This window comes from Bradyrhizobium algeriense (genome assembly GCF_003062295.1).
GTDB classification, from domain to species: Bacteria; Pseudomonadota; Alphaproteobacteria; order Rhizobiales; family Xanthobacteraceae; genus Bradyrhizobium; species Bradyrhizobium algeriense.
Window position 1 is genome coordinate 105,138 of the sequence record NZ_PYCN01000004.1, and the last position, 14,188, is coordinate 119,325.

The 14,188-nt window shown below is 64.0% G+C and carries 13 protein-coding genes and 1 other RNA gene; 9 read left to right on the forward strand and 5 right to left on the reverse strand.

The annotated features are described in order from the left end of the window. The first annotated feature begins 56 nt into the window (after positions 1 to 56). The 3 genes from C7G61_RS11485 to C7G61_RS11495 are packed head-to-tail and all read left to right on the forward strand — an operon-like array spanning position 57 to position 3,798. The gene (locus C7G61_RS11485) at positions 57 to 572 is read left to right on the forward strand and encodes a (2Fe-2S)-binding protein (RefSeq protein WP_108514211.1); all 516 of its coding nucleotides are present in this window, start codon (positions 57 to 59) and stop codon (positions 570 to 572) included. Continuing rightward, entirely contained in the window at positions 569 to 1,585 is a 1,017-nt protein-coding gene (locus C7G61_RS11490) for an FAD binding domain-containing protein (protein ID WP_108514212.1), read from the forward strand. The genes C7G61_RS11485 and C7G61_RS11490 overlap by 4 nt, the downstream gene beginning before the upstream one ends. Positions 1,586 to 1,590: 5 nt before the next feature. After that, entirely contained in the window at positions 1,591 to 3,798 is a 2,208-nt protein-coding gene (locus C7G61_RS11495) for a xanthine dehydrogenase family protein molybdopterin-binding subunit (protein ID WP_108514475.1), read from the forward strand. 87 nt (positions 3,799 to 3,885) lie between these two features. Here the strand turns inward: C7G61_RS11495 and C7G61_RS11500 are convergent, their stop codons facing one another. The 5 genes from C7G61_RS11500 to C7G61_RS11520 all read right to left on the reverse strand — a co-directional run bounded on the left by C7G61_RS11500 (position 3,886) and on the right by C7G61_RS11520 (position 6,404). Beyond that, complete coding sequence (locus tag C7G61_RS11500) at positions 3,886 to 4,707, reverse strand: TIGR00282 family metallophosphoesterase (protein ID WP_108514213.1); 822 nt, start codon at positions 4,705 to 4,707, stop codon at positions 3,886 to 3,888. Positions 4,708 to 4,710: 3 nt separating this feature from the next. Further along, a complete protein-coding gene (locus C7G61_RS11505) occupies positions 4,711 to 5,286 on the reverse strand; it encodes a 5-formyltetrahydrofolate cyclo-ligase (protein ID WP_108514214.1) in 576 nt (191 codons plus the stop codon). A 205-nt stretch (positions 5,287 to 5,491) separates the two neighbouring features. After that, positions 5,492 to 5,652: non-coding RNA, 6S RNA (ssrS, locus tag C7G61_RS11510), on the reverse strand. A 51-nt stretch (positions 5,653 to 5,703) separates the two neighbouring features. Beyond that, positions 5,704 to 6,087, reverse strand: a complete 384-nt coding sequence (locus C7G61_RS11515) for a cell division protein ZapA (RefSeq protein ID WP_108514215.1) — start codon at positions 6,085 to 6,087, stop codon at positions 5,704 to 5,706. Further along, the gene (locus tag C7G61_RS11520) at positions 6,084 to 6,404 is read right to left on the reverse strand and encodes a DUF4164 domain-containing protein (protein WP_108514476.1); all 321 of its coding nucleotides are present in this window, start codon (positions 6,402 to 6,404) and stop codon (positions 6,084 to 6,086) included. Before C7G61_RS11520 ends, C7G61_RS11515 begins: the two co-directional genes overlap by 4 nt. A 287-nt stretch (positions 6,405 to 6,691) precedes the next feature. On the opposite strand from C7G61_RS11520, the gene tkt reads away from it, so the two are divergent. From tkt to C7G61_RS11550, 6 genes are all read left to right on the forward strand, one after another. Next, positions 6,692 to 8,677: a transketolase gene (gene tkt / locus C7G61_RS11525; protein ID WP_108514216.1), complete on the forward strand. Its 1,986-nt coding sequence runs from the start codon at positions 6,692 to 6,694 to the stop codon at positions 8,675 to 8,677. Between the two features lie 140 nt (positions 8,678 to 8,817). Then, positions 8,818 to 9,825, forward strand: a complete 1,008-nt coding sequence (gap, locus tag C7G61_RS11530) for a type I glyceraldehyde-3-phosphate dehydrogenase (RefSeq protein WP_108514217.1) — start codon at positions 8,818 to 8,820, stop codon at positions 9,823 to 9,825. A gap of 153 nt (positions 9,826 to 9,978) precedes the next feature. Next, on the forward strand, positions 9,979 to 11,175 hold the full coding sequence (locus tag C7G61_RS11535; RefSeq protein WP_108514218.1) for a phosphoglycerate kinase: 1,197 nt from the start codon (positions 9,979 to 9,981) through the stop codon (positions 11,173 to 11,175). 50 nt (positions 11,176 to 11,225) lie between these two features. Continuing rightward, positions 11,226 to 12,293, forward strand: coding sequence for a class II fructose-bisphosphate aldolase (gene fba / locus C7G61_RS11540; protein ID WP_108514219.1), 1,068 nt, complete (start codon positions 11,226 to 11,228; stop codon positions 12,291 to 12,293). A 125-nt stretch (positions 12,294 to 12,418) separates the two neighbouring features. Then, entirely contained in the window at positions 12,419 to 13,456 is a 1,038-nt protein-coding gene (locus C7G61_RS11545) for a class I fructose-bisphosphate aldolase (protein WP_108514220.1), read from the forward strand. A 17-nt stretch (positions 13,457 to 13,473) separates the two neighbouring features. After that, positions 13,474 to 14,184 carry a thiamine phosphate synthase gene (locus tag C7G61_RS11550; RefSeq protein WP_108514221.1) on the forward strand — a complete coding sequence of 237 codons (711 nt, stop codon included), beginning with the start codon at positions 13,474 to 13,476 and terminating at the stop codon, positions 14,182 to 14,184. Positions 14,185 to 14,188 lie beyond the last annotated feature (4 nt).

The window sequence follows — 14,188 nt, forward strand, 5'->3', positions numbered from 1 at the left end:
TCGTACTGACGCGTGGATATGACATCCACAGGCGGTAAAGCAGGCGGAGAAGAAGAATGACGCATTCTGGGACAGCAGCGCCCGCAAGGCGCATCACCGCAGTGCCCGAGAAAATTCCGGTAACGCTGAGTGTCAACGGCAAGTCGGTCAAACTTCTGGTCGCACCATGGACAACGCTCCTGGATGCTCTACGCGACCATCTCAATCTGACAGGCACCAAGAAAGGCTGTGACCACGGCCAATGCGGTGCATGCACCGTTCTCGTCGGGGGACGGCGGATCAATTCCTGCCTGACGCTCGCCGTGATGCAGGAAGACAGCGAAATCACCACCGTCGAGGGCCTCGCGCGCGACGGCGAGCTACATCCGCTGCAGCAGGCCTTCATCGATCACGACGCGTTTCAGTGCGGCTATTGCACGTCGGGACAGATCTGCTCGGCGGCCGGGCTGATCGCGGAGGGCAAGGCAAGAACGGCCGACGAGATTCGCGAACTCATGAGCGGCAACATCTGCCGCTGCGGCGCCTATCCGAACATCGTGGCAGCGATTCAGCAGGCGATGGAGCGATCATGACCCCGTTTCAGTACACGCGCGCAACCGACGTCGCCGACGCCATCAAGCAGATCGCGACAGATCCTTCCGCAAAATTCATTGCGGGCGGCACCAATCTGATCGATCTGATCAAATATGATATCGCGACGCCCACACGGCTGATCGACATCTCGCGTCTGCCGCTCAGGAATGTCGAGGAGACCGCCACCGGCGGCGTTCTGATCGGGGCGATGGTGCCGAATACCGACCTCGCCTATCATCCCCTGATCGAACAGCGCTATCCGCTACTGTCACGGTCGATCCTGGCTGGCGCGTCGCAGCAGCTGCGCAACATGGCCTCGACCGGTGGCAACCTCGTGCAGCGCACGCGCTGCTTCTATTTCTACGACGCCACAACGCCCTGCAACAAACGCGAACCGGGCAGCGGCTGCTCAGCGATCGACGGCGTCAACCGTATCAATGCAATCCTTGGAACAAGCGGCTCCTGCATCGCGACGCATCCGTCGGACATGTGCGTGGCGCTCGCAGCGCTCGAAGCGACCGTGCATGTCACAGGCCCGGCCGGGACGCGCACCATTGCGTTTGCGGATTTTCACCGGCTGCCCGATAACACGCCGCAGAGCGACACCAATCTAGAGCCCGATGAGATCATCACGGCGATCGAGCTTCCGGCAAAAGGTTTCAGCACGAACTACTCCTACCTGAAGATCCGCGATCGCCTGTCCTACGCGTTCGCACTCGTATCGGTGGCCGCAGCGCTCGAACTTGACGGCGACACGATCAAGGAGGCACGCTTGGCGCTCGGGGGCGTTGCGCACAAACCATGGCGCAGTTCGGCGGCCGAAGCGGCCCTGCTCGGACAACGCGCCGACGCGGCTGCATTTGCGCGAGCCGCCGATTGGCTGCTGCACGGCGCCAGAGGCTACGGACACAACGACTTCAAGATCGGCCTGGCGCGGCGCGCCATCGTGCGAACGCTTGGTCAGGCTGCGCGGGGAACGCCGCAGTCGATCTCCGACAAGAAAATACGGTGAGCGCCATGGCAAGCTATATCGGAACAGCGACCTCCCGCGTCGACGGCCGGGCCAAGGTCACCGGCGAAGCCAAATACGCCGGCGAGTTCAGCGTTCCCGGTCTCGTCCACGGCTACGTCGTCGATTCGACCATCCCGAAGGGGCGGATCGTGCGCATCGATACCAGCGGCGCGCTGGGCATTGCCGGTGTGATCGACGTGCTCACCCATCGCAATCGGCCGCCAATGGCTGACAAGGATGACGCCTACAAGGACGACGTCGCGCCCGAGAAGGGTTCGCCCTACCGCCCGCTCTACGACGACAGGATCCAGTTCACCGGGCAGCCGGTCGCGCTGGTGCTGGCGGAAGACTGGGAAACCGCGCGTGTCGCCGCCTCGCAGGTGAGGATCGAATACCAAAAGGAGCCACACGTCACCGACCTGCACGCAGAGCGCAGCAGGGCGTTCGCCATCGACGTGCCGGAGAAGCCGCGCGGCGATGCCGAAAAGGCATTTGCGTCCGCCGCCGTGCGCCACGCGGCCGAATACTCCATTCCGACCGAGCACCACAATCCGATGGAATTGTTTGCCTCGACCGCGATATGGGAAGCCGGCCAGCTCACCGTCTATGACAAGACGCAAGGCGTCCAGAACGTCCAGCAGTATCTTTGCAAGGTGTTCAAGCTGCAACCGGGTGCAGTTCGAGTCATGTCGCCCTATATGGGCGGCGGTTTCGGCGCGGGACTGCGTCCGCAATACCAGGTCGTGCTGGCGGTGCTGGGAGCGAACGCGCTCAAACGCCCGGTGCGCGTCATGCTGACGAGGGCGCAGATGTACGCGCTCGGCTACCGGCCGGCGAGCATCGAAAGGCTTGCGCTCGGCGCGAGCAGCAGCGGCACCCTCGATTCGATGCAGCATGAAGCCATCGCCGTGACGTCGCAGTTCGAGGAATTCGCGCGCAACGATACTGGCTGGGGCAACCTGCTTTACAGAAGTCCCAACGCGAAATTCGAGCACAAGCTCGTCAAGCTCGATCTGCCGACGTCCTGCGACATGCGGGCGCCGGGCGCGGCGACCGGCGTCTACGCGCTTGAATGCGCGATGGACGAACTCGCCATCGCGCTGAAGACCGATCCGGTGCAACTGCGGCTGCAATGCTACTCTGACCGCCATCAGGGCGAGGACCTTCCCTACACCAGCAAGCAACTGCGCGAATGCTACCGGCAGGGAGCGGAGGCGTTTGGCTGGGACACGCGCAACGCGGAGCCACGCTCGATGCACGACGGCAGCGAGGTGGTCGGCTGGGGCATGGCATCGGGCGTATGGGAAGCGCTGCAGATGCCGGCCACGGTCCGCATCGTGCTGACGGCTAACGGTCACGCGGAAGTCGCGACCGCCGCCTCCGATATCGGCACGGGGACCTACACGATCATGGCGCAGGTGGCCGCCGACATGCTCGGCCTTCCCATCGACAATATCAGCGTCAAGCTCGGCGATTCGACCCTGCCGCAATGTCCGGTGGAAGGCGGCTCGTGGATTGCGTCATCCGTGTGCAACGCCATCGCGAATACGGCCCGCGCGATTCGCGGCGACCTGCTGGAGCTTGCGAAGGCGACGAAGGATTCGCCGCTCTCCGGCGCCGGCGTAGACGACGTCGCGCTGGTGGATGGCAGGATTGCCAGCAAGCGCGATGCGAACCGTGCGGTCTCGATCGCGAGCGCGATGCAGTCGGGCAAGGCCGAGCGCATCACGCGCGAGGAAACCAACATGCCCGCCGAAGACAAGTCTCACGCACGCAATGTCCACTCCGCGATCTTCGCGGAGGTCAAGGTGGACGAGGAACTCGGAGTGATCCGCGTGACGCGCGTGGTCAAAGCCGTCGCCGCGGGCCGCATCCTCAACCCAAGGACGGCCCACAGCCAGATCATGGGCGGCGTGGTCTGGGGGATCGGCATGGCGCTGCACGAGGAAACGCTCTACGACCATCGCTTCGGGCGGGTGATGAACGCCAACATTGCCGAATACCATGTGCCCGTGAATGCCGACATCCATGACATCAAGGTCATCTTCGTCGACGAACCGGACGAGATGGTCAACCCGCTCGGCATCAAGGGCCTTGGCGAGATCGGCATCGTCGGCGTCGCGGCGGCGGTCGCCAACGCAGTCTATCATGCGACCGGAAAGCGCGTGCGCGACCTGCCGATTACGCTCGACAAGGTGGTTCAGTTCGATTGAAGCGGTCGCGGCTGGTGGTGGAAATGTAAAGAGCCGGCGCAACAATCACCAGCCTGCGCATCGACGTTCTCTCCGTGTCCGTATTCGTCAGACCCAGAATCCCGGCACTGCCGGCTCGAGCCTGCCGCCGATCCGCACCGGCGCGACGCGCAGCGCGAGGCCGGTGGCATCATCGGTCTCGACCGCAACGCCTGAGAGTGTCGCAACGCCGGCCGCCGGTTCGAAGCGGCCTGAGGGAATGCCGGTCGTGAAGCGCCGCAGCGGCTCTTCCTTCTGCATGCCGATGATGGAATCATAATCGCCGGTCATGCCGGCATCGGTCATGTAGGCGGTGCCACCGGAAAGGATCTGATGATCGGCGGTTGGCACATGGGTGTGGGTGCCGACGACGAGGCTGGCGCGGCCGTCGCAGAAAAAGCCGATGCCTTGCTTCTCGCTCGACGCCTCGCCGTGGAAGTCGACCACGATCGCGTCCGCCGCCTCGCGCAGCGGACAGGCCTCGAGTTCACGGTTGAGCACCGCGAAGGGATCGTCGAACGGCGTCATGAAGACGCGGCCGATGGCGTTGATAACAAGCGCGCGCTTGCCGTTCTTGGTATCGACCAGCGCCGCGCCGCGGCCCGGCGTGCCCGTTGGGTAGTTCGCGGGGCGGATCAGCTTCGGCGCGCGCTCGATGAACACCAGCGCCTCGCGCTGATCCCAGGCGTGATTGCCAAGCGTGATGGCATCAGCGCCGGCGTCGAGGAATTCCTGATAGATCGCCTCGGTGATGCCGAAACCGCCGGCGGAATTCTCGCCGTTGACGACGACGAGGTCGAGGGCCCAGTCACGGACCATGCCAGGCAGATATTCCGCGATCGCGGCGCGGCCTGCCCGGCCGACCACGTCGCCAACGAAGAGAATACGCAAAGTTCAGCTCCGGAAATCGAACACTTTCTTTTCCGTTAGCACATAATCCAGCGCCACGTCGTGCGGCAGCGCGGGAACGCCTTTTATTTCCTGCAACGAGAAGGCGGTGCCGACAGCCGTGATGGCCTTCACTTTACGCAAATGGGCGAGCGTGAAGTCATAATGGCCTGCGCCATAGCCGATGCGGTGGCCCTCGCGGTCGAACGCCGCCAGCGGCACCAGCATGATATCGGGAATGAGTTCGGCGGCGGCCGGCGACGGCTCGAGGATGCCGAGCGGCCCCATCATCAGCCGGTCGTCGGGCGACCATGCGCGAAACGCCAGCGATTTTCCGCGCGCCATCACCGCCGGCAGCGCCAGCTTCGCGCCTTGTTCGGCGAGCTTGCGCATCAAGGGTGTGGGATCGATCTCGCTGCGGATCGGCGAATAGCCTGACACGACCATGCCGGGCAGAATCGTAAACGGCACGCCGTGCTTTGCCATGGCCTGCGCCGCAGCGGCGCGCTGCTCGTCGCTCAACGCATCGCGTTTCGCCAGCGCGGCGGTGCGGAGGTCGGCTTTGGACAGGGGTGCCGTCATGCGGGGTCTTGTTCTGCCGTCATCAGCAAGCACAGGATTTCGACGCAATCGTAGCCCGGATGGAGCGCAGCGAAATCCGGGGCCTTGCCGCAATCGAACAGCCTGTCCCGGACTGCGCTTCGCTCCATCCGGGCTACGCTGGGCACGCCGCAGCAACGGCAATGCACCGAAGAACTTTGGAAACAAACCTACCAACAAACAAAAGTGCGAAGCCGCGAACGCCGTTGAAGCACTCGATCCCGGAGTTCCCTACGAAAGTAGGTGGGCACCATATGCCCGGATCCACGGACCCGGCCAGGGACAGTTCCCTAAAGGATCGATAAGGCCCCGGGGATATATGGCTCCTGACGCACGACGCAGCTTCGCGGAACCAATGTAGGGGTTACGGACCGAATCCGCCAGCGCTAACCCAGCCCTTCACCCGATCGCGACGCCGCTGCCGATGGTGCGGTTGAGCATCTGCGTGGTTTTTTCGATGCGGTCGGCGGCGGCGTTGAGCGCGTTGGCGACCGCGACCTGGGTGGCCTTGGCGCGGTCAGAGGCGGCGACACGAACGTTGCGCAGGGTTTCGAGTTCGCCCTCCAGCGCGCGGATGCGCGCGTTGGCATCGAGCAGTTCGTCGCACACGGTGAGCGCGGCCATCACCGTGAGGCGCGCATCGCCGATCTCGCCGAACTTGCCGCGCAACTCGCCGACCCGCGTTTCCAGGCTCTCGGCGAGCTTTAAGAGCCGCACTTCCTGCCCTTCCTCGCAGGCCATGCGGTACTGCCGGCCGTTGATGGTGACGTTGATGTGGCTCATTCACTCTCTCCGGCATCGAGCACCGCCCGGATGGTGCCGATCGCGACATCCAGTTTTTCTGATACCTCGCGATTGGTGCGCTCCAGCCGCCGCGTCTTCACCAGCGAGCCGTCGAGTTCGTCGGCGAGCCGCGAGCGATCGGCGCCAAGCGCCTGGATGCGGCTCGCCAGTTCGTTCTCGTCGCGGTCGGCGTCGCGCCGCCGCTCGGCCGCGGCCTCGAGCGCATCGAGCGCCATCATCAGACGCCGCGTGGCGGCGTCGATGTCGGCATAGACCGGCTCGGCATTGCCGGCCCCGTTGGTGTAACGATCGCTCATGGGAGGCGCGCGCACCTTGGCGTAGGCCCGCCGCACGGCAGCAAAATCCGCGGTTCGGCAAGCGGTTAGAGCACGAAATTTACGTGGCAAGCGAGCCGAGTGCAACGCCGACGCGAAGCTATGCACTGCTAAGCAACTTTTAGCACCGGAACGGCGTTTCCTCGCCTTGGACTCATGGGTTTGAGGTGCTATCCAGCCCGGACTTCCCCCCAGGCTCACGCCCGTATTGCGGCCTTTCGCCCGGTACGTACCGCAACCAAGCACCTCATTTCAGGCGGATTTTCATCATGACGCAGGTCGATCATACCCGTATGGCCAATGCGATTCGCGGGCTTGCCATGGATGCCGTCGAAAAGGCGAAATCCGGCCATCCCGGCTTGCCGATGGGCACCGCCGACATTGCGACCGTGCTGTTCACACAGTTCCTCAAATTCGATGTGACGGCTCCGACCTGGCCGGACCGCGACCGTTTCGTGCTCTCGGCCGGACACGGCTCGATGCTGCTCTATGCCTTGCTGTACCTGACCGGCAACAAGGACATGCCGCTCGACCAGCTCAGGAACTTCCGCCAGCTCGGCTCCAAGACGCCGGGGCATCCGGAAAACTTCGAGACCAGCGGCGTCGAGACCACCACTGGCCCGCTCGGCCAGGGCCTTGCCAACGCGGTCGGAATGGCACTTGCGGAAAAGATGCTTGCCGCCGAATTCGGCAAGAAGGTGGTGGCCCATCATACCTATGTGCTCGCCTCCGACGGCGACCTGATGGAAGGCGTGTCGCAGGAAGCGATCGCGATGGCCGGGCACTGGAAGCTTAACAAGCTGATCGTGCTGTATGATGATAACGGCATCTCGATCGACGGCCCGACTTCGATGGCCGATTCGGTCGACCAGGTGAAGCGATTCAAGTCCGCGGGCTGGGCGGCGGAGCTGATCGACGGCCATGATCCGAAGGCGATTGCGGCCGCGATCACCCGCGCGCAGAAATCCAACAAGCCGTCACTGATCGCCTGCAAGACCACCATCGGCTACGGCGCGCCGACCCGGGCCGGCACGGCGAAAGCCCATGGCGAGGCGCTCGGCGCCGACGAACTCAAGGGCGCCAAGGAAAAGCTCGGCATCTCGCTTGAGCCGTTCTCCGTACCCGACGATGTCTTGAAAGCATGGCGTGCGGCCGGCAGCCGCGGCGCTGCCGCGCGCGAGGAATGGGAAAGCCGCTTCGCTGAACTCGGCAGCCGCAAGCGCGCCGAGTTCGAACGGCGCATGCGGCACGAGCGGCCGGCTTCGCTGGCAAAGGCGCTGCGCGCGCACAAGAAGGCGCTGCTGGAAACGCCGCAGAATGTCGCGACGCGGAAATCTTCCGAGTCCGCGATCGAGGCGATCGCAGCAGCGATGCCGATGGAATTTTTGGCCGGCTCCGCCGACCTCACCGGCTCCAACAACAACAAGGCGAAATCGGCCGTGGCGTTCTCGGCCAAGACGCCGAAGGGCCGCTTCATCCATTACGGCATCCGCGAGCACGGCATGGCGGCGGCGATGAACGGCATCTTCCTGCATGGCGGTTTTGCGCCGAACGGCGCCACCTTCCTGGTGTTCACGGACTACGCGCGGCCTGCGATGCGGCTCGCCGCGCTGATGGGCGCGGGTGTCGTCTACGTGATGACCCATGATTCAATCGGGCTCGGCGAGGATGGCCCGACGCATCAGCCGGTCGAACATCTCGCCGCGCTGCGTGCGATTCCCAACATGCGCGTGTTCCGGCCCTGCGACGCCGTCGAGGTAACGGAATGCTGGGAGCTGGCGCTCAACCGTATCGACGGCCCGACGGTGCTGGCGCTGACCCGCCAGAACCTGCCGCAACTGCGCACCTCAGCGCCAAACGACAATCCTTGCGCGCATGGCGCCTATGAGCTGGTCGCGGCGCAGGGCGAAGCCAAGGTGTCGCTGTTCGCCTCGGGCTCGGAGGTCGAGATCGCGGTGGCCGCCCAGAAGCAGCTGGCTGAGCGCGGCATCGCGTCGCGGGTGGTCTCGGTGCCCTCGCTCGAACTTCTGCTTTCACAGCCGGCGGAGCGGCGGAAGGCCATCATCGGCAACGCCCCGGTCAAGATCGCCATCGAGGCCGCGGTGCGCTGGGGCTGGGATGCCGTGATCGGCCCGGATGGTGAATTCGTGGGCATGCACGGTTTCGGTGCCAGCGCGCCCGCCAAGGACCTTTTCAAGCACTTCGGAATTACCGCCGAGACCGTCGTTAACGCTGCCGTGAAGCGCTTGGGCTGACGGTTGAGATTGCTGGGAAAAAGGACTACCTAGACCCCCATCTTGACCGTTCCCGCCCGGCCGAACCGGGCGTTCCGCCGTAAGCACCTCCGTGGAACGTCTCCGCGGGGCCGGCACCGGCTATTAGAGGAGAAACGAGCATGGCAATCCGCGTCGGGATCAACGGATTTGGCCGCATCGGCCGCAATATCTTGCGAGCCATCGCCGAATCCGGCCGCAAGGATATCGAGGTGGTCGGGATCAACGATCTTGGCCCGGTCGAGACCAACGCCCACCTGCTGCGCTTCGATTCCGTGCATGGCCGCTTCCCCGGCACCGTGACCGTCGACGGCGACTCGCTCAGCCTCGGCAATGGCAAGATCAAGGTTTCCGCCGAGCGCGATCCCTCCAAGCTGCCGTGGAAGGCCCTCGGCGTCGATATCGCGCTGGAATGCACCGGCATCTTCACCGCCAAGGACAAGGCCTCAGCCCATCTCACCGCCGGCGCCAAGCGCGTCCTGATATCGGCGCCTGGCGAGAACGCCGATGCGACCATCGTCTACGGCGTCAACCATGACACCCTGACCAAGGATCATTTGATCGTCTCCAACGGCTCCTGCACAACCAACTGCCTCGCGCCGGTCGCCAAGGTGCTGAACGACACTGTGGGCATCGAGACCGGCTTCATGACCACGATCCACGCCTATACCGGCGACCAGCCGACGCTCGATACCCTGCACAAGGATCTCTATCGCGGCCGCGCGGCGGCGATGTCGATGATCCCGACTTCGACCGGTGCTGCAAAGGCGATCGGCCTCGTGCTGCCTGAACTGAAGGGCAAGCTCGACGGCGTCGCGATCCGCGTGCCGACCCCGAATGTCTCGGTGGTCGATCTCAAGATCGTCGCCAAGCGCGCCACCGACGTCAAGGAAATCAACGCGGCGATGAAGCGCGCCTCCGAGCAGCAGCTCAAAGGCATCCTCGGCTATACCACTGCGCCAAACGTCTCGATCGACTTCAATCACGATCCTCACTCGTCGACGTTCCACGAGGACCAGACCAAGGTGCAGAACGGCACGCTGGTGCGGGTGATGTCCTGGTACGACAATGAGTGGGGTTTCTCCAATCGCATGGCCGACACGGCCGTGGCGATGGGGAAGCTGCTGTAACTGATTTCGTCATGCCCAGCCTTGTGCCGGGCATTCTTGTCTTGTTGAACCGTCATTCCGGGATGGTCCGAAGGACCAGACCCGGAATCTCGAGATTCCGGGTTCGATGCTTCGCATCGCCCCGGAATGACCGCCGAGAGTCCGAGTCCGCCAATGTCGAAAACATTCCGCACCCTCGATGACGTCGACGTGAAGGGCAAGCGCGTGCTGCTGCGCGTCGACCTCAACGTGCCCATGGAGAACGGCCGCGTTTCCGACGCGACCAGGCTCGAGCGCGTCGCGCCGACCATCACCGAAATTTCGGACAAGGGCGGCAAGGTCGTCCTGCTCGCCCATTTCGGCCGGCCAAAGGGACGCGACGCCAAGGATTCGCTCAAACCCGTCGCCGCGGCGCTTGGGCAGGTGATCAAGAAGCCGGTCGCCTTCGCCGACGACTGCATCGGTGAGGCCGCCGCCAAGGCCGTGGCCGCCATGAAGGATGGCGACATCCTCTGCCTGGAAAACACCCGCTTCCATAAAGAGGAAGAGAAGAACGATCCCGCGTTCGTAGCCGAACTCGCCAAGCTCGGCGACATCTGGGTCAACGACGCGTTCTCGGCCGCGCACCGCGCGCATGCCACGACCGAAGGCCTCGGCCACAAGCTGCCCGCCTATGCCGGCCGCACCATGCAGGCCGAACTCACTGCGCTTGAGAAGGCGCTGGAAGCGCCGACCAAGCCGGTCATCGCGATCATCGGCGGCGCCAAGGTATCGACCAAAATCGACCTCTTGGAAAACCTCGTCAGCAAGGTCGATGCCCTCGTCATCGGCGGCGGCATGGCCAACACCTTCCTGCACGCGCAAGGCGTCGGCGTCGGCAAGTCACTGGCGGAGAAGGATCTCGCGGCGACCGCGCTGCGCATCATGGAAAAGGCCAGCGCCGCGAACTGCGCCATCATCCTGCCCGTCGATGCCGTGGTCGCCTATCACTTCGCGGCCAACTCGCCCTCGCACGCCTATGGGCTCGACGCCATTCCGGCCGACGGCATGATCCTCGACGTCGGCCCGCAATCGACCGCGCGGATTCACGCCGCGATCGACGACGCCAAGACGCTGGTCTGGAACGGCCCGCTCGGCGCATTCGAAATGACGCCGTTCGACCGCGGCACGGTGGTTGCGGCCAAGCACGCGGCAGAGCGGACCAAGGCGAAGAAACTGATTTCGGTTGCGGGTGGCGGCGACACCGTTGCGGCGCTGAACCAGGCCGGCGTATCAGGCGATTTTTCCTATGTTTCGACGGCCGGCGGCGCGTTTCTCGAATGGATGGAAGGCAAACCGCTGCCTGGCGTGGAAGTTCTGAAGCAGCGTTAAACCAAGATTTAATGGAGCGCCAAAGGCGCGGCAAGTACAGGAGAATTTGAATGGCTCGCATTACCTTGCGTCAACTGCTCGATCATGCAGCAGAACACGATTACGGGGTGCCGGCTTTCAACATCAACAATATGGAGCAGGCGCTCGCCATCATGGAGGCCGCCTCCGCGCTCGATGCGCCCGTCATCATTCAGGCCTCGCGCGGCGCGCGCTCCTACGCCAATGACGTGATGCTCAGGCACATGATGGACGCGGTGACCGAAATCTATCCGCAGATCCCGGTCTGCGTGCATCTCGACCACGGCAACGAACCTGCCACCTGCATGACCGCGATCCAGGCCGGCTTCACCTCGGTCATGATGGACGGCTCGCTGAAGGCCGACGGCAAAACGCCCGGCGATTGGGACTACAATGTCGGCGTGACCAAGACCGTCACCGACATGGCCCATCTCGGCGGCATCTCAGTGGAAGGCGAGCTCGGCGTGCTCGGCTCGCTCGAGACCGGCATGGGCGACAAGGAAGACGGCCACGGCGCGGAAGGCAAGCTGTCGCACGACCAGCTGCTCACCAATCCCGATGAAGCCGTGAAGTTCGTCAAGGAGACCAGGGTCGACGCGCTGGCGATCGCGATGGGCACTTCGCACGGCGCCTACAAGTTCACCCGCAAGCCGGACGGCGACATCCTCGCCATGAAGGTGATCGAGGAGATCCATCGCAAGCTGCCGAACACGCATCTGGTGATGCATGGTTCGTCCTCGGTGCCGCAGGACCTGCAGGAGATCATCAACGCCAACGGCGGCAAGATGAAACCGACCTGGGGCGTGCCGGTTTCCGAAATCCAGCGCGGCATCAAGAACGGCGTGCGCAAGATCAACATCGACACCGACAACCGCATGGCGATGACCGGCCAGATCCGCAAAGTGCTGAAGGACAATCCGGAAGAGTTCGATCCGCGCAAATATCTCAAGCCCGCGATGGAAGCCATGGCCAAGCTGTGCAAGCAGCGGCTGCAGGAATTCAATACCGCAGGCCAGGCCAGCAAGATCAAAAAGGTGCTGACGACGGCCGAAATGGCCAAGCGGTACAGCAAGGGTGAGCTGGACCCCAAGACCGCCTGACAAGATCGCCTGAGCAGGCCGCCCGCGCCTCGCAAACACCCCCGCTGCGACGAACGTTTTCTAGGCAATTGCCCGAGAACCGCCTATTTTGGTGCGCAAGGGCATGATGTTTCTGGAGAACTTCGATGAATCTTGCTGACCTCAACAAGGTTGCCCTCGCCATGGTCACCCCGGGCAAGGGCATTCTCGCCGCCGACGAATCCTCGGGCACGATCAAGAAGCGTTTTGACGCCATCAAGGTCGAATCGACCGAGGAGAACCGCCGCGACTATCGCGAGATGCTGTTCCGCTCCACCGAGGCGATGAGCAAGTACGTCTCGGGCGTGATCCTGTACGACGAGACGATCTGGCAGAACGCGAAGGACGGCACGCCGCTGGTCAAGCTGATCGAGCAGTCCGGCGCGATCCCCGGCATCAAGGTCGATGAAGGAACGCAAGCGCTGCCGCAATGTCCGGGCGAATTGGTCACCGTCGGTCTCGACAAGCTCGCCGAGCGCCTGAAGAAATATTACGAACGCGGCGCGCGCTTTGCGAAGTGGCGCGCGGTGATCGATATCGGCAGCGGCATTCCTTCCATGACCGCGATCAGCGTCAACGCGCACGCGCTGGCGCGCTATGCCGCGCTGTGCCAGGCGGCGCAGATCGTCCCCATCGTCGAGCCGGAAGTGCTGATGGACGGCGATCACGACATCGACCGCTGCTATGACGTCACCCAGCGCGTGCTGAACGAGACGTTCCAGGAATTGCGGGTCCAGCGCGTCGAACTCGAAGGCATGGTGCTGAAGCCCAACATGGCCATTTCAGGCAAGAAGTGCGCGAAGCAGGCTTCCGCCGAGGAAGTCGCGGAGAAGACTGTTCGTCTCCTGAAGGCGTGCGTGCCCGCAGCCGTGCCCGGCATCGCCTTCCTCTCCGGCGGACAATCCGATGAGGATGCTACCGCGCATCTGAACGCCATGAACCGGATCGGCGGCCTCCCTTCCCGTTTGCCTTGGCGGCTGACCTTCTCCTATGGCCGGGCGTTGCAGGCGGCGCCGCAAAAGGCATGGTCGGGTAAGGCCGAGAACATTGCCGCGGGCCAGCGCGCCTTCACACACCGTGCGCGGATGAATGCGCTGGCGAGCAAGGGCGAGTGGGAAACCGGCCTTGAAAAGAAGGTCGCCTAGACTTGGCGAATAAACACTTGGCTAATAAACCTGTTCCGCCGCGCCCGGCGCCGCGCCTCTATCTCGCGACATCAGAGGTGGACGATCCGTCGCAGCTCGCAAGCATCCTTCCGGAGCTATTGGCGGCGGCCGACGTCGCGGCGGTGCTGCTGCGGCTGAAGCAGACCGACCAGCGCACCATGATTTCGCGTGTGAAGACACTGGCGCCCGTGATCCAGAATGCCGGCGCGGCGCTGCTGCTCGACGGCCATGTCGAACTGGTGGCGCGCGCGGGCGCCGACGGCGCGCATCTGAACGGCCTCGCCGCGCTGGAGGATGCCTTGCCGTCGCTGAAGCCGGACCGCATTGCCGGCGTCGGCGGTCTTGCCACGCGGCACGATTCGATGGCCGCGGGCGAACGGGGCGCGGACTACGTGCTGTTCGGCGAACCCGACGCCGAGGGCCAGCGGCCCTCGGTGGACGCGATTGCCGAGCGCCTGCAATGGTGGGACGAACTGTTCGAACCGCCTTGCATCGGCTTTGCCGCCTCGCGCGAGGAGGCTTTCGAATTCGCAGCCGCCGGCGCGGATTTCGTGCTGGTCGGCGATTTCATCTGGGCCGACCCGCGCGGCGCCAAGGCGGCGCTGACCGATGCCGGACAGGCGATCGCGCAAGCGTACGAAGCGGCGTTCGGAAAAGCCAAGGCTGGCATTGATAAGACCGGCACTGACAAGGCCGGGCACGGATAACGCC

Excerpts from the sequence above, each read along its gene's own strand:
- C7G61_RS11485 (WP_108514211.1), top strand. The coding sequence starts at position 57 with ATGACGCATTCTGGGACAGCAGCGCCCGCAAGGCGCATCACCGCAGTG.
- C7G61_RS11505 (WP_108514214.1), bottom strand. The coding sequence starts at position 5,286 with ATGACGGCACCCCTGTCCAAAGCCGACCTCCGCACCGCCGCGCTGGCG.
- gap (WP_108514217.1), top strand. The coding sequence starts at position 8,818 with ATGGCAATCCGCGTCGGGATCAACGGATTTGGCCGCATCGGCCGCAAT.
- tkt (WP_108514216.1), top strand. The coding sequence starts at position 6,692 with ATGACGCAGGTCGATCATACCCGTATGGCCAATGCGATTCGCGGGCTT.
- C7G61_RS11535 (WP_108514218.1), top strand. The coding sequence starts at position 9,979 with ATGTCGAAAACATTCCGCACCCTCGATGACGTCGACGTGAAGGGCAAG.
- C7G61_RS11490 (WP_108514212.1), top strand. The coding sequence starts at position 569 with ATGACCCCGTTTCAGTACACGCGCGCAACCGACGTCGCCGACGCCATC.
- fba (WP_108514219.1), top strand. The coding sequence starts at position 11,226 with ATGGCTCGCATTACCTTGCGTCAACTGCTCGATCATGCAGCAGAACAC.
- C7G61_RS11520 (WP_108514476.1), bottom strand. The coding sequence starts at position 6,404 with ATGAGCGATCGTTACACCAACGGGGCCGGCAATGCCGAGCCGGTCTAT.
- C7G61_RS11515 (WP_108514215.1), bottom strand. The coding sequence starts at position 6,087 with ATGAGCCACATCAACGTCACCATCAACGGCCGGCAGTACCGCATGGCC.
- C7G61_RS11545 (WP_108514220.1), top strand. The coding sequence starts at position 12,419 with ATGAATCTTGCTGACCTCAACAAGGTTGCCCTCGCCATGGTCACCCCG.
- C7G61_RS11495 (WP_108514475.1), top strand. The coding sequence starts at position 1,591 with ATGGCAAGCTATATCGGAACAGCGACCTCCCGCGTCGACGGCCGGGCC.